The organism is Leeuwenhoekiella obamensis, assembly GCF_055391795.1.
In genome coordinates this window covers 3,642,222-3,668,393 of the sequence record NZ_AP029251.1, presented here as the reverse complement: position 1 = coordinate 3,668,393, position 26,172 = coordinate 3,642,222, and the positions used below count along the sequence as shown (strand labels likewise).

Here is a 26,172-nt window from a genome sequence, read left to right as displayed (position 1 = left end):
AACCATGAACATAAAATCAGCCATATTCACACTATTGCTTTTTGTCTCTTTTACTTGCCTTGCGGCAAAAGTTGATACGCTAGACACTTACAGTCCATCAATGGACAAGAACATAAAAGCGATAGCCGTAACACCGCAGTCGTATTCTAAAAGCAATAAATATCCAGTAGTATATTTGCTTCACGGATATTCTGGCAATTATAAAGAATGGGTCCGCATTGTGCCAAAGATCAAAGATCTTGCAGACCGATTTAACCTTATCATTGTTTGCCCTGATGGTAATTTTGGCAGTTGGTATCTTGACAGTCCAGAAGTTCCAGAATCTAAGTATGAGACTTATGTTTCTAGCGAATTAGTAGATTTTGTTGACAAGAAGTATAGCACAATTACAAGTCGTGAAGGTCGCGCGATCACAGGATTGAGCATGGGCGGCCACGGCGCGTTATATCTTGCCTTTAGACATCAGGATGTTTATGCCAGCGCAGGAAGCATGAGCGGCGGATTAGATCTTAGACCATTTCCTAACAACTGGGAGTTATCTAAATATCTAGGAAGTTATGCTGAGCATCCAGAAAATTGGGAGAAAAATAGCGTGATTAACCTTACGCATCTTCTTACACCTAATTCTCTTGCGATAACAATTACTTGCGGCACAGAAGATTTCTTCTACAATGCAAACGTAAAACTGCACGAGAAGCTTTTATACAACAACATTCCGCATCGTTTTACCACGGCGCCTGGAGCTCACAATTGGGATTATTGGAGCAATGCAATTGAATATCAATTGACCTATTTTAATAATGAGTTCTCAAAAGCTAAGAAAGGCTAAACCACTTCAGCCACGGTAAAAGTGCTACCGCCTACAAAGATCAAATCTTTTGGTTTTGCATTCGCTTTTGCGGAGGCGAGTGCGTCATTCACTGAGGTGTACTTTTTACCATGCAAATCGTATGCTGCTGCGGCTTGCGCCAAAAGCTCAACATCAAGACCGCGAGGAACATCAGGTTTTGAAAAATAATATGTCGAATCCTTAGGGAACATAGGCAAAATAGAAGCCAGATCTTTATCTGAAACTACACCTAAAACTATATGCAAATGCTCATACGGCTCAGATCGCAATTGATCTAAAACATAAGTCAAACCCTCTTTGTTGTGACCAGTGTCGCAAATGATTTTTGGGTTTTCACCCAGAATCTGCCAGCGTCCCATTAAACCAGTATTCTTAACGGTATTCTTCAGGCCGGCATGAATGTGCTTTTCTGCAATTAAGAACGCGCCTTGCGCTTGCAGAGTTTCAATGGTAGCGAGAACAGTCTTTTTATTTTTCTGCTGGTATGCGCCTTTTAAATCACCTTCAAGCTCTGGATACTCTTTCGCAGAAGCGAAAGTGATCTCTGCCTGATTCTCTACTGCTTTTTGAATAAAGACCAATTGCGTTTCAGGATGCTTCTCCCCGATCACAACAGGAATTTTTGGCTTAATTATTCCTGCTTTTTCTCCTGCGATCTCTTTTAAAGTTTCGCCTAAAAACTGTGTGTGATCTTTACCAATGTTTGTGATCACAGACACAAGCGGCGTTATAATATTTGTAGCATCCAGACGACCGCCCAGACCAACTTCTATCACCGCAACATCAACTTCCGCGTAAGCGAAATAATCAAACGCCATCCCAACAGTTAACTCAAAAAAAGAAAGATCATTTGCCTCTAGAAAATCTTTGTGCTTTGCGATAAATTCAACCACATATTCTTCTGACGGAACGTGACCATCAATTTTAATACGCTCTCTAAAATCCTTAAGATGCGGCGAAGTGTACAAGCCTATCTTATAACCAGCTTCTTGCAAAATAGAAGCTACCATATGCGAGGTACTGCCTTTTCCGTTTGTACCGGCTATATGGATAGACTTGAATTTATTTTCGGGATGACCTAGATGCTCACAAAACAATTTGATATTGCCCAGGTCTTTTTTATATGCGGGAGCTCCCTGACGCTGAAACATGGGCAGTCGCCCAAACATCCATTGCAGGGTTTCTTGATAAGTCATTAATCTGATAAGCTGAACTTGTAAACTATTTTACCGATCTGGCGCGTTGGCGCGTTGGTATCTGAGTTAAAACGGGTAGCGAGTGCAGCGGCTTTAGCCGGCTCTAGCAAACAACGAGAGTTATTTGTTGTGCCACGTACACCAGGCGTTGCTTTGATCACATTACCATTGCGATCTACCTCAATGCTCACCACAACAATACCTGCTTCATTACATTCTTGAACGCGCTTAGGTTTGCTTAGTGCCTTTCTACCGCCTAACTGATAATTACCATCACCGTCAAGGCCTTTACCTGTACCATAATAACTAGAAGCACTAGGATCACCTGATGGATCACCTTTATCTCCAGCTTGGTTGGTATCACCTTCTCCGCCTTTATCCGTTCCATCGCTTTTTGGTCCGTTAAGTATGCTGCTTAAAGCATCTGTAGTAGATTTATCTGGCTTAGGATCTGGTTTCTTAACCTCTTCTACAACCTTTTTAGGCGTTTCTTTAGGTGTCTCGGTAACCGGTTTTTTGATTTCCTTTTTCGGTTCGTTCTTAATCACAGGAGCATCTTCTGCATCCTGAGTCACAACTTCTTCTTTTACCTCTGTAGTTTTAGGCTGAGGCTCTGGTTCTGGTTGTGTGTTTCTTGGCGCTGACTGTATAGGCTTTGTAGGTTGCACAGCGCCCGAGCCTACATCGCTAGTTCCAAAATTTACCGCAATACCGCCTTCAATAGGTGGATCCATATAGGTCAAGCCAAAAAAGAACATCAATAGCAAAAGCACTGCATAAATAGCCGTGGTAATTGCAAAAGATTTACGTTTATGAGATGTATCTAAGATTGACATGCGGTGGTTGTTGCTTGTTTTTTTATGTTCTAATCAAATTCCGCGCCAGGGATTGAGGCATTTGTTGGAGCTCCTTTTTCTGCCTTACGGCGAAAAAGAGCGACTGCCGAAAGCCCGGTCATTCGCCCGTGGCGAATGAGGCGCCCTAAACTTAATTAGGCCTTACTGCCAGAACGATCTTGTATTTATTTCTATTTGCGATATCCATCACGCTCACAGCTTCCTCAATGGGCACACCTTCTTCTGCACGCAAAATGATGGTAGGCTCTTCAACACCGCTCAACTCGCTTTTAATAAAGCTCTCTAGTTGGGCTGGTAGCACGCGCTCTTTATTCACATAAATGTCAAGATCCTTAGTAATACTTACAGAAAGATTTTGCTGATTGCTGGTCTTTCCTTTTGCTTTTGGCAAAATAAGGTCTAGCGCATCTGGTGTGATAGCTGGTGAGGTAAGCAAGAAAAACACGAGTAGCAGGAAGACAATATCTGTCATGCTACTCATGCTAAACTCTGGACTTACTTTATTTCTTCCGCGAAGATTCATACTATAATGGCTCGTTTAGTAGATCTAAGAATTCTACTGCGTTAGCTTCCATCTGGTGTACAACTTTGTCTGTACGCACCACAAGGTGGTTATAGCCTATGTAAGCGATAATACCTACAATAAGACCTGCTACAGTAGTTGTCATCGCTGTATAGATACCTTCTGCAAGGTTACCCATCTCTGCCTGACCGCTACTAGTCGCTAGTTGATGAAACGCTAATACCATACCGATCACCGTACCTAAGAAACCAAGCATAGGCGCAGCACCAGCAATGGTAGCGAGTATGCTTACATTTCGCTCTAAGCGATATACTTCTAACTTCCCAGAATTCTCAATTGCTGTATTGATATCCTCAAGCGGACTACCAATTCTCGAGATTCCTTTTGCCGTAAGGCGCGCCACAGGAGTATTGTGTTGTGCACAAAGGATCTTTGCCGCTTCTATCTTACCATGAGCAACATTATCCTTGATCTGATTCATAAAGTTACCATCAACCTTAGAAGCAGATTTTATGGCAAAAAGCCTTTCAAAATATATGTAGATAGCTACAAAAAGTAGCACAAACAGTAATACGATGATCACTGTTCCTGCAATACCGCCGGTAAACAGTAAATCAATAAGTGAAAGGGTTTTTTCTACTGGCTCATCTTCTGTAAGAGATTCCAGATTTTCTGCACCTTCCTGCAACAACATTGTTAGCATAGTTAGATAATTAGTTACGTTGTTAACGTTGATTTTACGTTTAAATTATATCGCCGGTAATTATAATACTAGATAAACAAATAAAAGACCTACACCTCCTAATACAATTGTATAAGGTAATGCCATTTTTACCATCTTACCGTAAGATAAGTTGATAAGCGGCGCAAGTGATGATGTCAATAAGAATAAGAATGCTGCCTGACCATTAGGAGTAGCAACACTAGGTAAATTTGTTCCTGTGTTTATGGCTACAGCCAAATGATTATACTGCTCCTTAGTAATAACACCCTTATCAAATGCACCTTGTACTTCGTTAATATAAACGGTTGCCACAAATACGTTATCACTGATCATTGAAAGAATACCGTTAGCTAAATAGAACATAGACGGCTGCACCGAAGGATCCATCGCTAATACATAATCAATAATAGGAGTAAATAAGTGTTGCTCATGGATCATCGCTACGATGATAAAGAAAACAACAAGTAATGCTGTAAATGGAAGTGCTTCTTCAAAAGCCTTACCTAAAGCATGTTCTTCTGTAATTCCCATAAATGCAGTTTGAACCACAATAAGGAAAAGACCAATAATACCTACTGGAGCCAAGTGCAATGCTAATGATGCGATCAATAAAATCGCAGAAATACCTTGAATAATAAGACCAAATTTCTCCTTAGGGGTTCTCTTCTCGTCTTGCTCTTCAGTATAACCTTCTATGATCTTACGCGCTACATCTGGTAATTTATCTCCAAAACCAAAGATCTTAGCTTTTTCAAGAATTACAGTGGTAAGCAATCCACAGATCAATACAGGAATGGTAATAGGCGCCATACGCTGGAAGAACTCAACAAATTCCCAACTCATCTTCTCACCTATCAATAAGTTTTGTGGCTCACCTACTAAAGTACAAACTCCACCTAGTGCCGTACCTACAACACCATGCATGATCAAACTTCTCAAGAAACTACGAAACTGCTCTAGCGTCTCACCACTTAATTGTTTTCTATCAAGTTTAAGATCATCATCATAATCTGCAGTTGCACTACTAGCGATCTTGTGGTAAACACCATAAAAACCTACAGCTACACTGATCAATACCGCTGTTACTGTTAATGCATCTAAGAATGCCGAAAGCACAGCACCCAAGAACACAAATATGAGCGAGAGTACGACCTTAGATTTGACCTTAGTAAACGCTTTACTAAACACATACATGAGCATGGGTTTCATAAAGTAAATACCAGCAACCATGAACACTAATAGCAAAACTACCTCAAGGTTTGCATCTACTTCTTCAAAGACGGCTTCTGGTGTGGTTAAGCCCAGAATTAAGACTTCTAGCGCTAAAATACCACCAGATTGTAATGGGTAGCATTTTAAGGCCATGGCAAGAGTAAAAATAAACTCACCAATAAAGATCCACGCAGTGATGTGTGGTCCAAGAAGAAAGAAACTAATAACATTAAAAATCAAGAAACCTATCATGGTATACTTGAACCAAAGCGGGCTGGGCCCTAAGAAATATTTAAGCATAGTTGTTGCTATTTAATTGTAATCTATATCAATTGTTTAAGAGCCAATTCAAAGGCCGTTTTACTAATTTTTCTGTTTCCGCTATTATGCTCATATGTGTTCATAATAGCGTTTCTTATGGTTTGCGAAGTGTCATTAAAAATGGCTTCATCTGTCATCTGCACACGACGCTCCATAAAATAGGCAAATACTCTTGCCATACCACAATTTGAAATAAAATCTGGAATAAGCGCCACACGCTCATCCGTTTCTTCCATTATAGGGCCAAAGAAAATCTCACGATCTGCAAATGGCACATTTGCGCCACAAGATACGACTTCAAGACCGTGTTCTATCAAACTTTCTATCTGATCGCGTGTGATTAATCTAGATGCCGCGCATGGTGCAAAAATATCTGCATTCAATTTCCAGATCTTTTCGTTGATCTCGTCAAATGGCATCAAACTTTTCGCCGAAAGGCTATTACCCTTTTTATCTAAAAATAGGTTCTTTACTTCCTCAAAGCTAAAACCGTCTTCATTGATCAATCCACCCGCAGCATCAATGATCCCAATGATCTTCACACCACTTTGTGCAAGATAATACGCTGCAGCAGATCCCACGTTACCAAAACCTTGTATGATCGCGGTTTTGTTTTCTAGGCTTCCGCCAAAGATCTCATAATAATGTCTCACCGCTTCTGAAACTCCATAACCCGTGATCATGTCTGCCACGGTGTATTTTCTTGAAACATCTGGTGAGAAATTAGGATTCTCGATCACCTTGATCACTCCTTGACGCAGTTGACCTATTCTATTGATCTTATCTGCCTCGGTAGGTTTAAAGTGTCCGTTAAAAACCCCTTCTTGCGGATGCCATACGCCGCTTTCTTCAGTAATTGGGATAACCTCATGGATCTCGTCTACATTGAGATCGCCACCGGTTCCATAATAACTTTTAAGCAAGGGCGACACCGCTGCATACCAGCGCTCTAACACTCCTTTTTTTCGGGGATCGTTAGGATCAAAATTTATCCCGCTTTTTGCTCCGCCTATCGCTGGGCCGCTAACGGTAAACTTCACCTCCATGGTTTTTGCAAGCGAAAGCACCTCATTGCGGTCTAAACCTTTGCGCATACGCGTACCGCCACCGGCAGCTCCACCTCGCAATGAGTTTATAACCGTCCATCCTTCTGCCTCAGTCTCGGGATCGTTCCAATGAAAAACGATCTCAGGCTCTTTATTCTCGTAACGTTGCAGTAATTCTTTCATAAAAACTGTAGTCTGACAAATATAAATGATTAGGGTCTTTTCCCTATAAATTCAATGTTATTTTAAGATGTAAAAATCACTCCAGAAGAATGATCCTTTTTTGCGCCCGTCACACTGGCGAGCACATTTATTTCATTTTTTAGCCGCAAGGCACCCATTAACCCGAAAACCAATGCTTCTTTATATTCCACAAGTTCAGGCGATGGCACCTCTACTTCCATTTTTGATAATGCTTTAATTCTATTGATAAGGTGCGTATTGTATGCTCCGCCGCCGGTGATTAAAATAGATGGCGCTTCTTTTTTTAAGGCTTTCCCCAAAGCGATCGAGATCTGAAAAGCAGCATGCTCAGTAAACGTAGCGATCACAACCTCTGGAGCCAGCTTAAATTCTTCTATAAGCGGCAACACATCTGAAAGTACCCATTCTAAACCTAGAGATTTAGGATATGATTGTCTGTAAAAGTCTAGTTTATTCAATGCATACAACAACTCTTTGTTATTCTCTGAAGTTGCAGCGATCTCACCGCTTTTATCGTATTTCTTACCTAATTTTTCTGCGTATCTATTAAGAACGATATTCACGGGGCAAATGTCAAAAGCGAGTCTTTTCTGCTCTTTTTCAAACGAAACATTCGCAAAACCGCCCAGATTCACACAGAAATCATAATCTTTAAAAAGCTCCTGATCTCCCACAGGAACCAATGGCGCTCCTTGACCTCCTAGTTCAACATCTTGCACTCTAAAATCACAGATCACACGTTCTCCACATAGCGTTGAGATCGCAGGAAGATTACCTATTTGCAGCGTAAATCCTTTTTCTGGCTGATGCAAGATCGTATGGCCGTGAGAAGCTACGCCGTCAAGATCGGTGATTTTGTTTCTTTCAATAAACGCTTTGATCTCGCTTCCTAGCAATTGTGTGTAACGCTTATTCAAGTCTTCAAGCTTATCTTTTTCAAGGTTAATACCTTCTTTTAATTCGGTTTCCCATTCTTCAGAATATGGTACAGTCTCAGCAGCATGAATTTTAAATTTCCAGGATTTGTCATGAGTAAATTCCGCGTAAGCGAAATCAATACCATCTACAGAAGTCCCACTCATTACACCCAGAATACGATAAGATGAAACGCTCATAATATTATTGTTTTATTAAAATAAAAAAAGATCTATTGAAAACGTTATCGTAAACAAGTATCTTTACACGAAAATTTTGACAATATAATAAAAATTGCACATGGACTTTAGTTTAAGCGAAGAACATATAATGATTCGTGATGCAGCGCGTGAGTTTGCAAAAAACGAACTTCTACCGGGAGTTATAGAACGTGATGCTGAGCAAAAATTCCCAAAAGAGCTTATTAGAAAAATGGGCGAAATGGGTTTTCTGGGGATGATGACACCCACAGAATATGGCGGCGGCGGTATGGATACGATCTCATACGTGCTTGTCATGGAAGAATTATCAAAAATTGATGCGTCTGCATCTGTGATCGTTTCTGTAAACAACTCACTGGTTTGTTACGGTCTTAATGCGTACGGGAACGAAGAACAAAAACAAAAATATCTTACCAAGTTAGCCTCTGGAGAAAAGCTGGGCGCATTTTGCCTTAGCGAACCAGAAGCTGGTAGTGACGCGACTTCTCAACGCACAACTGCAATTGATAAAGGCGATCATTACATCTTAAATGGTACTAAAAACTGGATCACAAACGGCGGCAATGCAGACTATTATCTTGTGATCGCACAAACCGATAAAGAGAAAAAACATCGCGGCATCAATGCTTTTATAGTTGAAAAAGACTGGGAAGGTTTTGAGGTTGGCCCAAAGGAAGACAAACTAGGAATTCGCGGAAGCGACACACATTCTTTGATCTTTAATGATGTAAAAGTCCCTAAAGAAAATCGCATAGGCGAAGACGGTTTCGGGTTTAAGTTTGCTATGAAAACACTTTCTGGCGGACGTATCGGGATCGCTGCTCAGGCACTTGGTATCGCAAGCGGATCTTATGAGCTTGCGCTAAAATATAGCAAAGAGCGTGAAGCCTTTGGCAAGCCCATTCATCAGCATCAAGCCATCGCTTTTAAACTTGCTGACATGTACACAGAGATCGAAGCTGCGCGTCACCTTGTGATGAAAGCCGCTTGGGACAAAGATCAAGGCAATAATTATGACACCAGCAGCGCTATGGCAAAATTGTATGCCTCTAAAGTCGCGATGGATTCTTCAATTGAAGCTGTGCAAATTCACGGCGGAAACGGCTATGTAAAAGAATATCACGTAGAGCGTTTGATGCGCGATGCAAAGATTACACAGATCTATGAGGGAACTTCTGAAATTCAGAAAATAGTGATTTCACGAGCGATCACTCAAGATTAATTTTTGGGTCACGCCCAAAACAAAAATCCCTCGTCACAGACGAGGGATTTTTTTATGCTTCAATTCCAAATTTATACACACAAACCGAATGATATTTTTCTCCGGGCCTCAACAACGTTGAAGGAAATTGCGGCTGGTTAGGCGAATCTGGATAATGCTGGGTTTCTAAACAAAATGCTGTGCGCGCCGCATGAGCTTTGCCATTCTTACCTATATTTTTACCGTCTAACCAATTTGAAGTGTACAATTGCATCCCAGGTTCATTAGTATAAACTTCAATTGTTCTACCATTTTCTGGCTCAGTCACTTTTGCTGCAAATGGCAATCCGGTTTTGTTTTTTGGCTCGCTGTTTAGAACAAAATTATGATCATAACCATGACCTAATTGTATTTGGTCATTCTCAGGATTCATGTAATCATTCAATTGCTGCAGAGATCGCAGATCAAAACATGAACCATCAACTGGCATTATTTCTTTTGGGATAAGATTTTCATCAACGGCTGTGATCGCATCTGCATTGATCATATATTGATGATCCATCACTTCACCGTTTGATTCACCTTTAAGATTAAAAAATGAATGATGCGTAAGATTTACATGTGTTGCGGCGTCAGTTGTGGCGGTGTAATCTATCACAAGCTCATTTTCTTCAGTGAGCGTATATTTTACTTTCACCTCTAAATTCCCAGGAAAACCTTCTTCGCCGTCTGGCGAAATTCTACTGAACTCAACTGCATTTTCAGAAATCTGCCTTGCTTGCCACATCACAGAGTCAAAGCCCACATTTCCGCCATGGAGATTGTTTGAGCCGTTATTTCGCGCAAGCGTAAACTCTTTACCGTCTATTGTGAATTTACCATTTGCGATACGATTGCCATACCTGCCAATGGTCGCCCCTAGATAATTTGCCTGGATGTTGCGATACTCGTCTAGCGTTTTGTAGCCTAGCACAATGTCCTCAAAATCACCATGCTTATCTGGAGTGAACAAGCACACCAAACGCTGCCCCCAGTTTGAGAAAACAACTTCTAGTCCGTTAGCATTTTTGAGAATAAAAAGATCCGCAGGGATCCCATCTATTGTTGTCTGGAAGTCCTGCGGATCAATGTGTTTTTTATATAAATGTTGACTCACTTTTTATTTTGCAAAATAGACATAAATACCTACAACTATTAAGCAAATTAGTAAACCAACTGGTTTTAAATATTTATATGGTTGAATATCTACCTTCTTAGTATATGTCAATTCAAACGGTGTTTCACGAGGGCGAATCTTACCAATGATCAACATGATTATGATGTTTAGCACGAAAAGGATAGCCATCACGTGCAAGTAATGCGGATAGTTCTCCTCACCAAAGTAAGGCTTCATCACAAACTGGCTCAAAATGTAAAGCGCAGAACCTGAAATGATACCGATTTTTGCAGCGATCGCAGGAACACGTTTTGTAGCGTAACCCACAACAATGATCGTGAAAATCGGGATACTATAAATACCGTTAATCTCCTGAAGATAGTTGAATAAACTTCCTGCATTTGCGATAAGCGGTGCAATAAACATTGCCGCAAGCGCAAGACAAACACCAAAGATCTTACCGTATTTTACAACAGTTTTTTCGCTAGCATCTTTGTTGATGTGTTGTTTGTAAATATCTATACCAAACAGCGTAACTGAGCTATTCAATACACTATTAAATGAGCTAAGGATGGCTCCAAAAAGTACTGCCGCAAAGAAACCTACTAATGGAAGTGGCAACACTTCTCGCACAAGTGAAGGATACGCTTGATCTGCAATACCTACTTCTAGTTTACCAGTTGCTTCCATATAGAAAGCGATCATTCCTGGAAGGACAAGAATTACAGGACCTAATATTTTAAGGAAAGAAGCAAGCAAAAGCCCTTTTTGACCTTCGGCAAGACTTTTTGCTCCTAGCGCACGCTGAATGATCTGCTGGTTTGTACCCCAGTAGAACATCTGTACAAGCATCATTCCTGTAAAAATGGTTGCAAAAGGAACTTCTTGACCTGGCTCACCCGTTGAATCAAAACGCTCTGGATTTGCATCTACAAGTGTCTCAAGACCATTAAGCACTCCGCCATCACCGATAGCCATAAGACCAAAAACAGGAATTAAAACTCCACCTACGATTAGCCCTATCGCGTTGATACTATCAGAAACCGCAACTGCTTTAAGACCGCCAAAAACGGCATAGATCGAACCGATAATACCAATACCCCAGATACAGATCACCAGTGCCGTGGTATCAGAAACACCAAGCTTTTGAGGAATATCAAACATACCGCTTACAGCAACAGAACCCGAATAAAGAATTACAGGAAGCAATACAATTACGTAACCCGATAAGAATAATATTGAAGTTATCGTTTTAGTAGTCGTGTCAAAACGTTCTGCCAAGAACTGCGGAACCGTCGTAAGTCCACTTTTTAAATATCTGGGCAGCAAGAAAATCGCTGTGACAACGATTGAGATAGCGGCTAGCGTCTCCCAAGCCATAACGGAAAGCCCGTCTTTATAAGCACTACCATTAAGTCCCACGATTTGCTCAGTTGAGAGGTTTGTAAGAAGTAGTGATCCTGCGATCACGCCAGCTGTAAGACTTCGACCACCCAGAAAATATCCATCTGAAGAAGTTTCATCAGTTTTTCTTACAGACCACCATGAAACAAAGGCCACAAGTAAGGTAAATCCTAAAAAAGACAAGATTGCCGTCATAATTGAATTTTTATTTTTTTGGCTTTAAGCCAAATGAACAATTAGGTTATTACTCTATTAAACAACAAAGTCGAAGCCTTTTGCCACGAGTTCATTGTATTTATTTTCATCAAAACTATACAGGTAAGCTCCTTTTTTTGAAGTACTAAAATCTTTATCATCAGACTTCTCAAGCACATCAAAGGATAGCACCTTTTTTCTAAAATTCCTTGAATCTAGCTGCGTGCCATAAATAGCTTCATACAGCGATTGCAATTGCGGGATGGTGAATTGCTCTGGCAAAAGTTCAAAACCTATAGGTCTCCTTCTCGCGTCATTCTTTAATGCAGCGAGTGCATCTTTTACCATATCATCATGATCCAGAATAAGCGGTGGCAGGTCATCAAACTCAAACCAGTGTGCACCGTGATCTTCTATCATCTGTCTAACGTCTTCTTCAAAACGTATAAGCGAATAATGCGCTATTGAAACACATCGTGCTCCCGGGTCACGATCTACATCACTGTAGGTCTTTAATTCTTTAAGAAAAACGTTGCTAAGCCCTGTTAATTTGTTCAATACGCGATTAGCTGCCTCTCCAACGTTTTCGTCTTCTTTGACCAAACTCCCTAGCAAAGACCATTCTCCTCTAAGCGGATCAACGTCTCTTTTAAAGACTAAAAGTTTTAATTTCCCTTTGTCAAAACCAAAAATGATACAGTCTACCGCAAGGTAAAACCTCTCAGAATGGGAATAGCCGCCTAGTTGATTATTAATTGCCATAAGACACAAAATAAAGCCTTACAAAGGAATTTTCTGTAAATATTTAAAAAATTCTTATAAATGTAAAACTTACGTTTAATATATTTGTTTCCAATAACCTGAATAACATATCTTTCGGGCCAACCAAAAATGAACTAAAATTTTGGGCAAAACCATACAACAAACAACTGCGGGAGAAACCATGGATGTTATCGAAACTTTTGAAGCTGAGATAGTTATAAAATCCCCAGGAAGAGTAAATCTTATAGGTGAACATACTGACTACAACAACGGCTTTGTTATGCCTACTGCTGTAGAAAAGAGTATTAAATTTTACTTAAAAAAAAATAGTACTCGTTCACATTGCAATGTTAAAAGCTTAACATTTAATACATCGTTTGAGTACGATATAGATGATCCTAAAGTAGATGGACCAGAATGGACCAGATACATTGTAGGTGTTATCGAAGAGATCAAAAAACTAGGAAAAGTAGTTGGAGGTTTTGATTGCCTTATGACCAGTAATTTACCTATGGGTGCTGGCATAAGTTCATCTGCAGCTTTAGAATGTGGTCTTGCTACTGGTCTTAATGAGCTTTTTGATCTAGGTCTAGAAAAACTTGAAATAGTGAAGCTGTCGCAAATGGCAGAGCACAACTATGTAGGTACAAAATGTGGTATCATGGATCAATTTGCTTCTGTTATGAGCAAAGATGGATCTGTGATAAAACTAGATTGCCGCAGTTTAGAACATGAGTTGATACCATTTAATATTGCTCCTTACACACTTTTGCTGCTTAATACTAATGTAGAGCATAGCCTTGCCTCTAGTGAATACAACACAAGAAGAGAAGAGTGTAATGAAGGTGTTGCTATACTGCAAAAGAAATTTCCTGAGGTAAAAAGTCTTCGCGATGCTACTTTGGATCAGTTGGCTACCTGCAAAGACGATATGACAAACACGATCTACAATCGTTGTTCATACATCATAGAAGAAAATCTTCGTGTTGAAGAAGCTGGTAATGCACTAAAGAAGGGTGATCTAGAGAAATTCGGGAAATTGATGTATGAGTCGCATGATGGCCTTCAAAATAAATATGCCGTAAGTTGCCCTGAACTTGATTTTCTTACTCAATACTCGTTGAGCAATTCACAAATTCTGGGCTGTCGCATGATGGGCGGCGGTTTTGGCGGATGCACGATCAACCTTATTCATGAAGATGCGATTGACGCATACGTTGAAGAAGTTGCTAAAGCATATGAAGAGCAATTTGACATTAAGCTTACCTCATTTACCATCGCTCCTGCAAATGGAACAACAATACTTTAAACCCTTAAAATGATCGATTTTAATAACGCTTCTCACAGACGCTACAATATATTAACTGGTGAGTGGATCTTAGTTTCTCCTCACAGAACTAAGCGCCCTTGGCAGGGAAAAGAAGAAGAAACCGTTAAAGAAGAAAGACCTTCTTATGATCCTTCTTGTTACCTGTGCCCAGGAAATGAAAGAGCCGGTGGCGCCGTTAATCCACAATATGATAAGCCATGGTCTTTTACAAATGACTTTGCCGCTTTACAAGCAGACGTGCCTATTGAAACGTATGAAAATGGATTATTAAAAGCAGAATCTGAAGCTGGTATTTGTAAAGTGGTTTGCTTCTCGCCTAATCATAGCCTTACGCTTCCTGTGATGGAAGAAGAAGCTATTGATGATGTTATTAAGCTGTGGCAAAAAGAATTTAAAGAATTAGGAAGTCGCGCAGATATTAATCATGTGCAGATCTTTGAAAATAAAGGTGCGATCATGGGCTGTAGCAATCCGCATCCACACGGCCAGATCTGGGCTCAAAACAGCATTCCACAAGAAGTAGCGAAGAAAAGCGAAAACATGCTAGCCTACTGGAATAAAAATAAATCTAGCATGCTAGGTGATTATCTCGCTCAAGAACTTGAGGCTAAAGAGCGTATCCTCATCGAGTCTGATCATTTTGTATCATTAGTACCTTACTGGGCAGTTTGGCCATATGAGGTGATGATCATTCCGCGTAAAGCGCATAAAAATATATCTTCTCTTAGCGACGAAGAACGTGCAGATTATGCCAAGGTTTTAAAACTAACCACGATTAAATTCGACAATTTATTTAAAACTTCATTTCCATATTCTGCTGGTATTCATCAAGCGCCTACAGATGGTAAAGACCATGATGAGTGGCATTTCCACATGTCTTTTTACCCGCCGTTGTTACGCTCTGCAACCGTAAAGAAATTTATGGTAGGTTATGAGATGTTCGCAACACCTCAAAGAGACATAACCGCAGAAATGGCTGCAAATACATTAAGAAATTTGCCAAATGTTCACTACCTTGGTCAATAAATAAGAATATGGCAAATAAGATCACGCTTAAAGGTCTTGCTCAGATACTAGGAATTTCAGTATCTACCGTCTCAAAAGCACTTGCTGACAGTCCAGAAATTAGCGACGCTACAAAAGAGCTTGTCAAAAAAGCAGCAAGAGAGCATAAGTATAGACCTAACGCGCTCGCAAGAGGGTTAAAGTATAAGAGAACGAAAACGTTAGGAATTATCATTCCTGATATTTTAGCCAACTTTTTTGCCAAGGTTATTGTAGGTATTGAAGACGAGGCCGAGAAAAACGGCTACAGTCTCATCACCTGTCTCAGTAGAGAAACGCTCTCTAAAGAAAAACACAGCCTTAAGATGCTTAGCGATGCCGGCGCAGATGCTATTCTTTTAAGCGTATCTCGAGAAACGCAGTTAGCAGACGAGTTCACACACCTCAACGACACTTTACATTACGATCTGCCGCTTATTATGTTTGACCGTGTAAGTGATAAAGTAGAATGCGACAGCATCGTGATTGATGACCACGACGGCGCATATAATGCTACACAACATCTTATTAAAACAGGTTGCAAGAATATTGTTTTTGTAAACCCTATAGGCGACACATCTGTTGCCAGACGGCGAAAAGAAGGTTTCATTGATGCCATAGAAGAAAACAACTTACACCCTAACGTATTTGTATCTACGGTAGAAAATTGCAAAGAAGAGCTCACACAATTACTGAAAGAAAATACAATTGATGGTATTCTTGCTGTTGACGAATTAAGCGGAGTACAATCTATAAATAGTGCGATAAACGCTGGTTTTTCAATTCCTGATGATATAAGTGTAATAGGATTTACAGATGGTGTTTTATCACAATATCACCGCCCGTCACTTTCTACAGTAAATCAACGCGGAACGCTAATGGGCCGCGAAGCTGTAAAACTTGCAATAAACAGATTAGAAAATCCTAAGTCTGAGATCAAGAAAGAAGTAATTAAAACCGAGCTTCTCTTAAGAGAATCTACTCGTTCGCTTTAATCTATATTTCTCACTTTTTTCTCCCACTTCCATGCTGAAGACATTGCCTCGTCAAGATCGAGTTTTGTTTTCCAGCCTAGCACTTCGTTTGCTCTTGTAGTGTCTGCATACGCTTCGATCACATCGCCTTCTCTGCGAGGTGCAAACTTGTATGGCAACTTCTCTCCAGATACACGCTCAAAGGATTCTATAACCTCAAGCACTGTGCTTCCTTTGCCAGTTCCTAAGTTAAAAACTTCGTAGTTAGATTCGTTCTTATCTTCCATCACACGTTGCAGTGCGCTTACGTGGGCTTTCGCCAAATCTACTACGTGAATATAATCTCTTACACAAGTTCCATCAGCTGTAGGATAATCTTTCCCAAACACTGAAAGTTCATCGCGAAGACCAGCTGCAGTTTGCGTTATAAAAGGTACAAGGTTTTGAGGCACGCCTGTAGGCAGCTCACCTATTTCCACGGAAGTGTGAGCACCTATAGGATTAAAATAACGCAAAGAAACCACATTAAGACCTTCATTAACTTTGCAGGTATCTTTAAGGATCTCCTCGCCTATTTGCTTAGTGTTTCCATAAGGTGATTCTGCTGGTTTTACAGGAGCATCCTCTGTGATAGGAAGCGTATCTGCCTGACCATAAACGGTACATGACGAACTAAAAATGAAATAAGATTTTGGTTTATTTACCATCTCTTTAAGCAGATAAACTAACGTTGAAAGATTGTTCTCATAATACAACAAAGGATTTTTAACACTTTCTCCTACCGCTTTAGATGCCGCAAAATGTATCACACCACCCACAACCGGATTTGTATTAAAAAATGCTTCAACCTTTGATCTATCACGCAGATCCATCTGCACAAATTCTGGTCTTACACCGGTAATTTTCTCAATACCATCAAGCACATCTAATGAAGAATTAGAAAGATCATCTATTATGATCACTTCAAAATTTTGCTGTATAAGTTCAACAACTGTGTGTGATCCTATAAACCCTAAACCGCCGGTAACGAGAATTTTCATGTATTTTATTTTATAAACGTAAAATTAACGCTTATTATTTAGTAATCCATTTTTTGTTCTACAATTTTAAGCAAACTCTTCCATATAAAAGGTTTGTGCGTCTTGAAGAAGTTGGTCTAAAATTTCATTTTCATGAATCACACGCTCTTCATCCCAATCGAGCGCATTGACAAAATCTTCCAGAACTAATTGTCTATATTGAGCAACAGTGCTGATATCAAAATACAATCTACCCGTGCGACGCACAAAAAAATCGGCCAAGCTATTTGCCATTTCATAATTGATGCAGTACCAAAGTTCTGCTCTAATCAAACGGTCGTTAACATCAGGATTAAGGAAATAATTTATCTTGTTTTTGATGATATCAGCTTGCTTGCCATAGGTTGAAACCAAATACCAAGCTTTATATTCGGCTTCTTCTACGCCTTGTGCTTCTAGTTCTATTTTCAGCCTTTTTCTATATTCAACGACTTCTTCTGTGTTGCGCATTGCATACGATGTAAGCGGAATATGTTTTGTTCTGGATTCTTCCAGTTTTTCAACGTGTTTTTCTTTGAGACGTTTTATCACAACTTCATTAACACGTTGCGCCATTTTGCGGTAACCGGTGAGTTTTCCACCGGCGATAGAAATTAGTCCACTATCGCTTTCAAAGATTTCATCTTTTCGCGAAAGCGCTGAAGGGTCTTTCTCTTCTTCATGAATTAAAGGACGCAAACCAGCCCAGGAACTCTCTACATCCGCAAGTGTGAGATTGACTTCTGGGAAGATATTATTAACTGCGTTTACCAAGTAATTGACATCATCTTGGGTTGCCACCACCCTATCCAGGTCGCCGCTGTAATTTGTATCTGTAGTTCCCACATACGTCACGCGCCCACGCGGAATCGCAAAAATCATCCTACCATCTGGCACGTCAAAATATATCGCCTGACTCACGGGTAATTTATCACGGTCAAAAACAATATGAACACCTTTAGTCAAATGCAGATGTTTATTGTTCATAGACTCATCTTTAGCTCGCAATTTGTCTACCCACGGCCCAGTCGCCGACACGAAAGCACGCGCTTCAATCTCTAGTGAGCGGCCGGTATTTAAATCTTTACATCGTATTGAATCTATTTTGCCTTTATAATCATAAACAAAGTCTTCCATCTCACAATAATTGAGACAAACAGCGCCAAAGGCCCCAGCTTTTTTCATCAATTCTATGGTCAATCGGGCATCGTCCGTGCGATACTCGGCATAAAAACCACCGCCCAAAACATGTTGCTCATCAAGCATGGGTTCGCGTTGCATGGTTTGTTCTTTGCTTAGCATTTGGCGTTTATCTTCACCTTCTACATCTGCCAAGAAATCATAAACCTTAAGCCCGAAGGAAGTCATCATTTTACCATATTGACCACCTTCTATCAACGGCAATAACATTTTCTCTGGTACCACGAGATGCGGAGCCAATTTGTGCACAATCGCACGCTCAGTTCCTGTTTCTTTTACGAGACCTATTTCAAACTGCTTGAGATATCGTAAACCACCGTGAACCAATTTTGTTGACTTATTACTGGTACCACTAGCAAAATCATTTTTCTCCACAAGGCATACGCTCATACCGCGCGTGGCTGCGTCAAGTGCAATTCCAGCGCCGGTGACTCCGCCGCCTATTACAACCAAATCAAACTTTTTATTCTTCGCTTTCTTGATGTAGCGCTTCCTGTCGAGTATGCTAAACTTCAGCGGAGTTTTCTCTTTTTCTATCTTTTCGGCATAGCCAGATTTTGTTCTCAGCACAGACAAATCCCAACCATGAAGCTTCATCTTGCGTTCATGGTTTTTCATTTTTGGCTTAAAAACAGTTTCGCTTTCGCGGATTTCCAACACATCCTTTTTCGTCCATACCTCAGCGTAAATCCCAGCAAGAAAAGCTGCTCCTAGTGCGGTTACTTCTAGCATTTCTGGTCTATCAACGTCTACATCCAGAATATCTGCTTGAAATTGCATCAGATAATTATTCGCGCAAGCGCCGCCATCCACACGCAATTCTCGCATTTGCTTGCCGCTATCCTCTATCATGGCTTTTAAAACATCAGCAACTTGATACGCCATAGACTCAACCGTGGCTTTGACGATTTCCTTTCGGCCGGTTTTAAAGGTCAAACCATAAATCGCTCCTTTTGCGTTGCCATCCCAGTGTGGCGCTCCCAACCCAGAAAAAGCGGGAACAACATACAAATCTTCTAGCGGCGGAAGCTCTTTACAAATCGCTTCGGTTTCTTTTGCATCGTCAATATAATTGAGAGAATCCCGCAACCATTGCACCGCTGCACCGCCTACAAAAACACTTCCTTCAAGCGCGTAACGCGTTTTAGAATCTGGAAGCGTACAGCACAAGGTGGTCAACAGACCATTCTTTGAGAAATAGGGTTTTTTCCCGGTGTTGAGCAACATGAAACAGCCGGTTCCGTAGGTGTTTTTTGCGAATCCAGATTTTTGTCCGCCTTGCCCAAAAAGTGCCGCCTGCTGGTCGCCAGCAACGCCGCAAATAGGGATTTTAATTCCGTCAACCTCTATTTCGCCGAAGAGCGAACTAGATTCTTGAACCTCTGGCAACATGCTTTTTGGAATCTCAAAAGCCTCAAGCAAATCATCATCCCATTGCATGTCTATAATATTGTAAACCATCGTTCGGCTGGCGTTCGTATGGTCTGTAAGATGCTTGCCTGTGAACTTGTAAATCAACCACGAATCAATCGTCCCAAACATCAGTTCGCCCGCTTCAGCCTTTGCCCTGGCGCCTTCTACATTATCAAGTATCCACATCACTTTTGTGGCCGAAAAGTAACTATCGATAACGAGTCCGGTTTTTTTACAAACCTCGCGCGCCAAGCCTTCGTCTCGCAATCTGTCGCAAATATCTTCCGTGCGTTTGTCTAGCCAAACGATCGCTTTATAAATAGGTTCGCCAGTGTTTTTATCCCAAACCACAGCGGTTTCACGCTGATTTGTAATTCCTATCGCGGTTATGTTTTTCGCCGTAAGGCTAGCTTTATCAAGCGCATCTTTAAAGGTTTCCTGCTGGTCTTTAAAAATCTGCATCGCGTCATGCTCTACCCAGCCACTTTCTGGATAATGCTGTTTTACCTCGCGCTGTGAGATAGAGACCACATTGCCGTCATTGTCAAAAATGATGGTTCTGGTGCTTGTGGTTCCTTGGTCAAAGGCGGCGATATATTTTTTCATGAGGCTAATTTTTTCGCTTTAAGCGGAATATAAAGTTACGCAGTGAATTACTTTAAACCGTATCCTAGAAATATTTATTTAACAAAACCTTTAGTGCCATAATCCCGTAGATTTACGTGATTGGTTATAATTAAGTATATATTTAACCAAAATACATCAACCAAAATGGCAAATTCATACTACGACCCGGCAGACCTTAGAAAGTTCAGTAAAATCACGGAATGGAGCGAGGAACTTGGAGAGAAATTTTTTGATTACTACGGTAAAGTTTTTGAAGAAGGTGCGCTCACCGCACGCGAAAAAGCGCTTATCGCGCTTGCCGTAGCACACACAGAGCAATGCCCGTATTGCATCGACGCATACACAAAAGACACCTTGCAACGCGGCGTTACAAAAGAAGAAATGATGGAAGCCATCCACGTGGGCGCAGCCATAAAAAGTGGCGCAACCCTTGTGCACGGCACCATGATGATGAACAAGGTGAATAAACTGGAGATGTAATTGTTGAGTTTGCTTTGTTTCGCTTTCGCGAAAGCTACGCAGACACAGCACGACCAAAACCTTGAGCATTCAATTTTAAAAATCCAAAGCTATACATGGCCACAAAATCCTTAAAGAAGAGAGATAACGAACTCGCAAATGCACAACGCCAATTAGATATTTTGTCTGATGGTATTTTTGCAAATGGTGAGTTACCCACGTTTGCCGAAAAGATAAAGGAGACCGGGCAATTTCCATTAAAACCACAAAAGCTAGAAATCCTACAGATCAATGTAGGATATATGTGCAACCAAGTTTGCGAACATTGCCACGTAGATGCCGGTCCTGACCGTAAAGAGATCATGACCCGCGAAACCATGGAGCAATGTCTAGAAGTGATTCGCAACACAGGAGCACACACGCTAGATTTAACGGGCGGCGCGCCAGAAATGAACCCTAACTTCAGGTGGTTTGTTGAAGAGGCGAGCAAAGCGGGAATTAAAGATTTTATCGTGCGCAGTAACCTGACGATTATTCGTGCGAACAAAAAATATTATGACTTACCAGATTTTTTCAAAAAGCACAATGTGCATGTGGTAAGCAGTATGCCACACTGGACACGTGGAAAAACTGACAAACAACGTGGCGACGGAGTTTTTGACAAATCTATTAAAGCGTTGCAAGAGCTTAACGAGCGCGGCTACGGAATGCCAGACAGCGATTTAAGACTTGACCTTGTGTACAATCCTAGTGGCGCGTTTTTACCCAGCGACCAGGCAAGCATGGAAAAAGATTTTAAGAAAGCGCTGTATGAAGATTTTGGCATTCAATTTCATAACTTGTTTGCTATCACAAATCTTCCTATCTCTCGCTTCTTGGATTATCTCATTGCGTCAGAGAATTATGAAGATTACATGTACCAGCTTGTAGAAGCATACAATCCTGCGGCGGTGCAAAATGTGATGTGTACAAATACCATTTCTGTAAGTTGGGATGGCTGGTTGTACGATTGCGATTTTAACCAGATGCTAGGACTTAAGGTTGCCAGCAAAGTAAAACACATCTCAGAATACAATGAAGATGTGCTTAACGATAGAAAAATCATCATTTCTCAACACTGTTATGGCTGCACTGCCGGCGCAGGAAGCAGCTGTCAAGGCTCAGTAGCTTAGCATAGACTTGAGATTTTAGATTTTAGTATTGAGATGCATATTTTTTCGCTTTCGCGAAATTTACAATAGCGAACAAAAGACATATTGAATAAAATTTTCAAAAATATTTCTCCATTAAACTCCTTCCCCTCCGGGGGGAAGGTTGGGAAGGGGGCGACAGCCATACTCATTTTTGCGCAATCTGCGGCGCGTGATGCACAGGACAAAAACCTGAGCAAATCGCTGCAATTGTTTGAAACGCTTAATGAAAAAACAATCGGGATTGCCCGTAAAAGTGGACTCCCGTATTTTGTTTTCACAGAGCATGAGCAACGCGGTGATACTTTTGGAGAACGGTATACTGATGCGCTTCAGCGGGTGTTTGACAAAGGTTTTGAACATGTGATTTCAATAGGAAATGACAGTCCGCAGCTCACACAGAAACACATCACGAAAACGGCAAAACTGCTTGAGAGTCAAAAGCTGGTTTTAGGGCCATCTGCAGATGGTGGTTTTTACCTCATGGGGATTCACAAATCGCAGTTTAATGCTGCGCTTTTTCTCAAACTTCCTTGGCAAAAAAGTTCGCTAGCAAACAGCATCGCGCGTTTGCTCAGCGCTCAAAAAATAGAAGTAAGTTGGTTAGAACAGCTTGTTGATATTGACGATTTGGCTTCCGCCAAAAAACTTCTTCATCAAGCTCAAAATCTTGCGATAACCGTTAGAAAGTTACTCGCCAGACTTATTGATAATTTACGCGTAGTTTTCGCCCCAGAGCGAAATCAAAAAGAAATTCTTCTCATACAGAACCTGTATAATAAAGGTTCGCCGGTGCACAAAATTTCATAGGAAGCACGAGTTCTTTTCGCAAAAGCGAAAGGCATGAAATTTTAATTACAACACACCAATTAATGAAACATATTTATGTATGCCTCCTGCTGCTTGCGGGCTTGGCGGGGTATAGCCAGACGACTGTGACCGGGACGGTGACGAGCTCTATAGACGGGACGACCGTGCCATTTGTAAACGTTGTTGCCGTGAATGACGATGATGCGACAATCACAGATGAGAACGGAAATTACAGCATTAGCGTGGCTAGCGATGGAGAGATTCGATTTTCGGCAATAGGTTTTACCAGCCAAATTGTCGACGTAAAGGGCCAATCATCAATCAATATCATTTTACAAGAATCTACCACTGCACTTGACGAAGTTGTGGTTACCGCGCTAGGTTTAGAACGCGAAACGCGCGAACTAGGTTATACCGTACAAACCATAAAAGCTGAAGAAATTGACGGTGTAAAAGCTGTGAATTTTCTGGATAACCTTTCGGGGAAATTAGCCGGAGTGCGCATTTCTCAAGGTGCAACTGGCGTGGGTTCTTCATCAAAAATCACCATTCGTGGTGAGGCCTCATTTTCTAACAACAATCCGCTTTTTGTAGTGGATGGCGTGCCAATCAATAACAATACTGTTTTCAATTTTACGAACGAAGCTGCGGCGGGATTTCAGGAAATTGATTTTGGTAACGGTGCCATGGAAGTGAACGCAGATGACATCGCATCAGTTTCAGTTTTAAAAGGGCCCAGTGCAGCCGCACTTTATGGAACTCGTGCTTCTAACGGTGTGATTGTGATAGAAACTAAGGACGGCAGCAAGTCTAAAGGTCTTGGCGTGAGTATCAACACTTCTGTTTTTGTGGATACGCCGTTTAAATTACCCGAATTTCAAAATTCTTACGGTCAGGGAAACTCTGGTCAATTTGCGTATGTTGACGGCCTTGGCGGCGGAACAAACGATTTGATTTCCTATTCTTGGGGACCTCGCACTGATGTGGGAAATATGATTCCTCAATTTGATAGTCCCGTGACTTTACCAGACGGGACGGTGGTGCGCGGTGGCGATACTTCGCTTTATAGCGGGATTCCTATCACTCCCACTCCTTTTGTTTCTTATCCTGACAACCTGAAAAATTTCTATGAAACTGGAGTAACCACAATAAACAATGTGGCGGTTTCTAACAGTTTTGACAAAGGTAATTACCGACTATCATTTACAGATTTACGCAGCGATGGCATCATCCCGGGTGTAAATCTTGACAGGCAAACCGTTGCAGCAAAATTGAATTTTAAACCTACGGACAAGACAGAGTTTAACGCCTCAATAAGTTATGTGAATTCTGGCAGTGACAACCGCCCGTCTAATGGTTACGGTAGTGAGAACGTAAATTATGCACTTGTGGCTTGGGGACCGCGCTCGCTTAATATCGACGCGATGAAACAATACTGGCAACCCGGTCTTGAAGACGTGCAACACTACAGTTTTAACTACACCTATTTTGACAATCCATATTTCACGTTGTTAGAAAACAGAAACTCTTTTGAACGCGATAGAGTTTTTGGGAACGTGTGGTTTAAGCAATGGCTTGCGCCAAATTTATCCTTAACCCTGCGCAGCGGTATGGATTACAGCAATGAGCGTCGCCAGTTTAGAAGAGCATATAGTTCTAACCGTTTTCAAAATGGAGGTTATGCAGAACACGATGTGTTTTTCAGAGAAATCAACACAGACTTCCTGCTGAATTACAACAATGAATTTGGAGATTTCTCTTTTGATTTTTCTTTTGGTGGCAACCGTTTAGACCAAAAAGCCTACACCAAGCAGTCGCAAACAACAAGTCTTGCGCAACCAGGGATTTTTAACCTCAACAATGCGGCCTCGCCTATTGATGTTTTTCAGTTTGAGAGCAACAAAAGAATCAACTCTTTGTATGGCTTGCTGAAACTAGGCTACAAAGATTTTCTTTTTCTGGATTTGACAGGAAGGAATGACTGGTCAAGTGCTTTAGCAACGCCATTCTCAATTGATGGAACTTCATTTTTCTATCCATCAGCTTCGGCGAGTTTTATTTTATCTGAAGTTGCTGAACTACCACAAGCGTTCTCCTTTGCACAGCTAAGAGCAAGTGTGGCGCAGGTGGGTAACGATACAAATCCGTATCAAACCTCGGGAGCGTTTGTTTCGCAAACAGCGTATTTAAGTCAGCCTACGTTTAGTGCGCAAAACTTTATCCCAAACGCAAATCTTAAACCAGAGAGAACCACAAGTTATGAAGTGGGTGCAGATTTACGATTCTTTAAAGACCGCTTAAATCTGGACTTCACATATTATAACGCGCTGACTTCTGACCAAATCATAAGTTTACCCATCCCGATTTCTTCAGGATATGAGCAGCAGGTTGTAAATGGTGGTGAAGTGAGAACGACTGGCGTCGAAATGATTTTGGGCTTGACCCCTATTCTTACTAACGATTTTAGATGGTCTAGCACCTTTAACTTCAGCACAAACAAATCTGTCATCGAGAGTTTACCGCAAAGCGACGGTAGATTGACTTTGGCGTATAGCCGAATTTACGACAGCGCAAATCAAACGGTTTGGTTTCAAGTGGAAGAAGGCGGGCAAGTAGGCGATATTTATGGAACGGGCTATCAAAAAACTGAAGATGGACAATTCATCCTTACTGAAAATGGCAGCTACATCGCAGATAATAACTTGAAGAAAATAGGCAACTACACGCCAGATTTTATGCTGGGTTGGAACAACGAGTTTTCTTATAAAAACTGGAATCTAGGCTTCTTATTTGACTGGCGCCAAGGTGGCGAAATCGTATCAAGAACCAGAGCGCTTGCAACCGTAGGCGGCCAACTTGCCGAAACCGGAAATCGCCCGGAAGAAGGCATCGTGCCTCAAGGAGTCGTGAACACCGGCACCGCTGAAAATCCTGTGTATGTTCAAAACACAACTGCGGTTTCTGCCGAGACATATTACCGTCAATTTTATGACCGTAACCACGAGGAGAACAACACCTATGATGCGAGTTATTTAAAACTTCGTCAGTTTAGCATCGGGTATACTTTTGACCTTAAGCCAGGATTTCTTGGACTGCGAGAAGGTGCAGATCTAAACCTTTCTTTAATAGGCAGAAACCTTTTCGCTTTAAGCGAAATACCACATTTTGACCCTGAACAACTTGCCGTGCAAGGCAACGGATTTGTGAGCGGTGTGGAAGATATGAGCTACGCGACCACGCGCAGTATAGGACTTAAAGCAGGGATAAACTTCTAAGAAAA

21 protein-coding genes are annotated in these 26,172 nt (G+C 41.2%); 9 read left to right on the top strand and 12 right to left on the bottom strand.

Annotated elements, in window-relative coordinates; all coding sequences use genetic code 11:
- Positions 1-4: 4 nt before the first annotated feature.
- On the top strand, positions 5-829 hold the full coding sequence (locus ACZ5L8_RS16120; protein ID WP_464438702.1) for an alpha/beta hydrolase: 825 nt from the start codon (positions 5-7) through the stop codon (positions 827-829).
- Here ACZ5L8_RS16120 and ACZ5L8_RS16115 read toward each other — a convergent pair.
- The 7 genes from ACZ5L8_RS16115 to ACZ5L8_RS16085 form a co-directional block, all read right to left on the bottom strand.
- Positions 826-2,046, bottom strand: a complete 1,221-nt coding sequence (locus ACZ5L8_RS16115) for a bifunctional folylpolyglutamate synthase/dihydrofolate synthase (RefSeq protein ID WP_464438701.1) — start codon at positions 2,044-2,046, stop codon at positions 826-828. The two genes, ACZ5L8_RS16120 and ACZ5L8_RS16115, sit on opposite strands and share 4 nt — an antisense overlap.
- Positions 2,046-2,882, bottom strand: coding sequence for an energy transducer TonB (locus ACZ5L8_RS16110; RefSeq protein WP_462599636.1), 837 nt, complete (start codon positions 2,880-2,882; stop codon positions 2,046-2,048). The genes ACZ5L8_RS16115 and ACZ5L8_RS16110 overlap by 1 nt, the downstream gene beginning before the upstream one ends.
- Before the next feature lie 151 nt (positions 2,883-3,033).
- A complete protein-coding gene (locus ACZ5L8_RS16105) occupies positions 3,034-3,426 on the bottom strand; it encodes an ExbD/TolR family protein (protein WP_462599637.1) in 393 nt (130 codons plus the stop codon).
- Position 3,427: 1 nt separating this feature from the next.
- Complete coding sequence (locus ACZ5L8_RS16100; RefSeq protein ID WP_462600463.1) at positions 3,428-4,120, bottom strand: MotA/TolQ/ExbB proton channel family protein; 693 nt, start codon at positions 4,118-4,120, stop codon at positions 3,428-3,430.
- Between the two features lie 69 nt (positions 4,121-4,189).
- Positions 4,190-5,662 (bottom strand): sodium/proton antiporter NhaB, encoded by a 1,473-nt coding sequence (nhaB, locus tag ACZ5L8_RS16095; protein ID WP_464438699.1) that lies wholly within the window; start codon positions 5,660-5,662, stop codon positions 4,190-4,192.
- 23 nt (positions 5,663-5,685) lie between these two features.
- The gene (locus tag ACZ5L8_RS16090; RefSeq protein ID WP_464438697.1) at positions 5,686-6,912 is read right to left on the bottom strand and encodes a Glu/Leu/Phe/Val dehydrogenase dimerization domain-containing protein; all 1,227 of its coding nucleotides are present in this window, start codon (positions 6,910-6,912) and stop codon (positions 5,686-5,688) included.
- 62 nt (positions 6,913-6,974) lie between these two features.
- Complete coding sequence (locus ACZ5L8_RS16085; RefSeq protein WP_464438695.1) at positions 6,975-8,048, bottom strand: anhydro-N-acetylmuramic acid kinase; 1,074 nt, start codon at positions 8,046-8,048, stop codon at positions 6,975-6,977.
- Between the two features lie 100 nt (positions 8,049-8,148).
- Between ACZ5L8_RS16085 and ACZ5L8_RS16080 the strand changes: the two genes are divergently transcribed.
- Positions 8,149-9,291, top strand: coding sequence for an acyl-CoA dehydrogenase (locus tag ACZ5L8_RS16080; RefSeq protein ID WP_464438693.1), 1,143 nt, complete (start codon positions 8,149-8,151; stop codon positions 9,289-9,291).
- Between the two features lie 52 nt (positions 9,292-9,343).
- Here ACZ5L8_RS16080 and ACZ5L8_RS16075 read toward each other — a convergent pair whose 3' ends face one another.
- The 3 genes from ACZ5L8_RS16075 to ACZ5L8_RS16065 are packed head-to-tail and all read right to left on the bottom strand — an operon-like array spanning position 9,344 to position 12,787.
- Entirely contained in the window at positions 9,344-10,426 is a 1,083-nt protein-coding gene (locus ACZ5L8_RS16075) for an aldose epimerase family protein (RefSeq protein ID WP_464438691.1), read from the bottom strand.
- A gap of 3 nt (positions 10,427-10,429) precedes the next feature.
- Complete coding sequence (locus ACZ5L8_RS16070) at positions 10,430-12,025, bottom strand: solute:sodium symporter family transporter (protein WP_464438689.1); 1,596 nt, start codon at positions 12,023-12,025, stop codon at positions 10,430-10,432.
- A gap of 57 nt (positions 12,026-12,082) precedes the next feature.
- A complete protein-coding gene (locus ACZ5L8_RS16065) occupies positions 12,083-12,787 on the bottom strand; it encodes an NUDIX hydrolase (protein ID WP_464438687.1) in 705 nt (234 codons plus the stop codon).
- 142 nt (positions 12,788-12,929) lie between these two features.
- On the opposite strand from ACZ5L8_RS16065, the gene galK reads away from it, so the two are divergent.
- The 3 genes from galK to ACZ5L8_RS16050 are packed head-to-tail and all read left to right on the top strand — an operon-like array spanning position 12,930 to position 16,156.
- Entirely contained in the window at positions 12,930-14,096 is a 1,167-nt protein-coding gene (gene galK, locus ACZ5L8_RS16060; RefSeq protein ID WP_464438685.1) for a galactokinase, read from the top strand.
- A gap of 9 nt (positions 14,097-14,105) precedes the next feature.
- Positions 14,106-15,143: a UDP-glucose--hexose-1-phosphate uridylyltransferase gene (locus tag ACZ5L8_RS16055; protein WP_464438683.1), complete on the top strand. Its 1,038-nt coding sequence runs from the start codon at positions 14,106-14,108 to the stop codon at positions 15,141-15,143.
- Positions 15,144-15,151: 8 nt separating this feature from the next.
- Complete coding sequence (locus tag ACZ5L8_RS16050) at positions 15,152-16,156, top strand: LacI family DNA-binding transcriptional regulator (RefSeq protein ID WP_464438681.1); 1,005 nt, start codon at positions 15,152-15,154, stop codon at positions 16,154-16,156.
- Here the strand turns inward: ACZ5L8_RS16050 and galE are convergent.
- Both galE and glpK read right to left on the bottom strand, forming a co-directional pair.
- The gene (galE, locus tag ACZ5L8_RS16045; protein WP_464438679.1) at positions 16,153-17,175 is read right to left on the bottom strand and encodes a UDP-glucose 4-epimerase GalE; all 1,023 of its coding nucleotides are present in this window, start codon (positions 17,173-17,175) and stop codon (positions 16,153-16,155) included. The genes ACZ5L8_RS16050 and galE overlap by 4 nt on opposite strands.
- 66 nt (positions 17,176-17,241) lie before the next feature.
- Positions 17,242-20,412 carry a glycerol kinase GlpK gene (glpK, locus tag ACZ5L8_RS16040; RefSeq protein ID WP_464438677.1) on the bottom strand — a complete coding sequence of 1,057 codons (3,171 nt, stop codon included), beginning with the start codon at positions 20,410-20,412 and terminating at the stop codon, positions 17,242-17,244.
- A 165-nt stretch (positions 20,413-20,577) separates the two neighbouring features.
- Between glpK and ACZ5L8_RS16035 the strand changes: the two genes are divergently transcribed.
- From ACZ5L8_RS16035 to ACZ5L8_RS16020, 4 genes are all read left to right on the top strand, one after another.
- Positions 20,578-20,913: an arsenosugar biosynthesis-associated peroxidase-like protein gene (locus ACZ5L8_RS16035; protein ID WP_462599650.1), complete on the top strand. Its 336-nt coding sequence runs from the start codon at positions 20,578-20,580 to the stop codon at positions 20,911-20,913.
- Positions 20,914-21,008: 95 nt separating this feature from the next.
- A complete protein-coding gene (gene arsS / locus ACZ5L8_RS16030) occupies positions 21,009-22,064 on the top strand; it encodes an arsenosugar biosynthesis radical SAM (seleno)protein ArsS (RefSeq protein ID WP_464438675.1) in 1,056 nt (351 codons plus the stop codon).
- An 84-nt stretch (positions 22,065-22,148) separates the two neighbouring features.
- Complete coding sequence (locus ACZ5L8_RS16025; RefSeq protein ID WP_464438673.1) at positions 22,149-22,892, top strand: TIGR04282 family arsenosugar biosynthesis glycosyltransferase; 744 nt, start codon at positions 22,149-22,151, stop codon at positions 22,890-22,892.
- A gap of 62 nt (positions 22,893-22,954) precedes the next feature.
- The gene (locus ACZ5L8_RS16020) at positions 22,955-26,167 is read left to right on the top strand and encodes a SusC/RagA family TonB-linked outer membrane protein (protein WP_464438671.1); all 3,213 of its coding nucleotides are present in this window, start codon (positions 22,955-22,957) and stop codon (positions 26,165-26,167) included.
- Positions 26,168-26,172 lie beyond the last annotated feature (5 nt).

Coding starts and splice junctions, on each gene's coding strand:
- ACZ5L8_RS16115 (WP_464438701.1), bottom strand. CDS start 2,046: ATGACTTATCAAGAAACCCTGCAATGGATGTTTGGGCGACTGCCCATG.
- ACZ5L8_RS16120 (WP_464438702.1), top strand. CDS start 5: ATGAACATAAAATCAGCCATATTCACACTATTGCTTTTTGTCTCTTTT.
- arsS (WP_464438675.1), top strand. CDS start 21,009: ATGGCCACAAAATCCTTAAAGAAGAGAGATAACGAACTCGCAAATGCA.
- ACZ5L8_RS16020 (WP_464438671.1), top strand. CDS start 22,955: ATGAAACATATTTATGTATGCCTCCTGCTGCTTGCGGGCTTGGCGGGG.
- ACZ5L8_RS16070 (WP_464438689.1), bottom strand. CDS start 12,025: ATGACGGCAATCTTGTCTTTTTTAGGATTTACCTTACTTGTGGCCTTT.
- ACZ5L8_RS16050 (WP_464438681.1), top strand. CDS start 15,152: ATGGCAAATAAGATCACGCTTAAAGGTCTTGCTCAGATACTAGGAATT.
- galE (WP_464438679.1), bottom strand. CDS start 17,175: ATGAAAATTCTCGTTACCGGCGGTTTAGGGTTTATAGGATCACACACA.
- glpK (WP_464438677.1), bottom strand. CDS start 20,412: ATGAAAAAATATATCGCCGCCTTTGACCAAGGAACCACAAGCACCAGA.
- ACZ5L8_RS16090 (WP_464438697.1), bottom strand. CDS start 6,912: ATGAAAGAATTACTGCAACGTTACGAGAATAAAGAGCCTGAGATCGTT.
- ACZ5L8_RS16100 (WP_462600463.1), bottom strand. CDS start 4,120: ATGTTGTTGCAGGAAGGTGCAGAAAATCTGGAATCTCTTACAGAAGAT.
- ACZ5L8_RS16065 (WP_464438687.1), bottom strand. CDS start 12,787: ATGGCAATTAATAATCAACTAGGCGGCTATTCCCATTCTGAGAGGTTT.
- ACZ5L8_RS16105 (WP_462599637.1), bottom strand. CDS start 3,426: ATGAATCTTCGCGGAAGAAATAAAGTAAGTCCAGAGTTTAGCATGAGT.
- ACZ5L8_RS16085 (WP_464438695.1), bottom strand. CDS start 8,048: ATGAGCGTTTCATCTTATCGTATTCTGGGTGTAATGAGTGGGACTTCT.
- ACZ5L8_RS16035 (WP_462599650.1), top strand. CDS start 20,578: ATGGCAAATTCATACTACGACCCGGCAGACCTTAGAAAGTTCAGTAAA.
- ACZ5L8_RS16080 (WP_464438693.1), top strand. CDS start 8,149: ATGGACTTTAGTTTAAGCGAAGAACATATAATGATTCGTGATGCAGCG.
- nhaB (WP_464438699.1), bottom strand. CDS start 5,662: ATGCTTAAATATTTCTTAGGGCCCAGCCCGCTTTGGTTCAAGTATACC.
- ACZ5L8_RS16055 (WP_464438683.1), top strand. CDS start 14,106: ATGATCGATTTTAATAACGCTTCTCACAGACGCTACAATATATTAACT.
- ACZ5L8_RS16110 (WP_462599636.1), bottom strand. CDS start 2,882: ATGTCAATCTTAGATACATCTCATAAACGTAAATCTTTTGCAATTACC.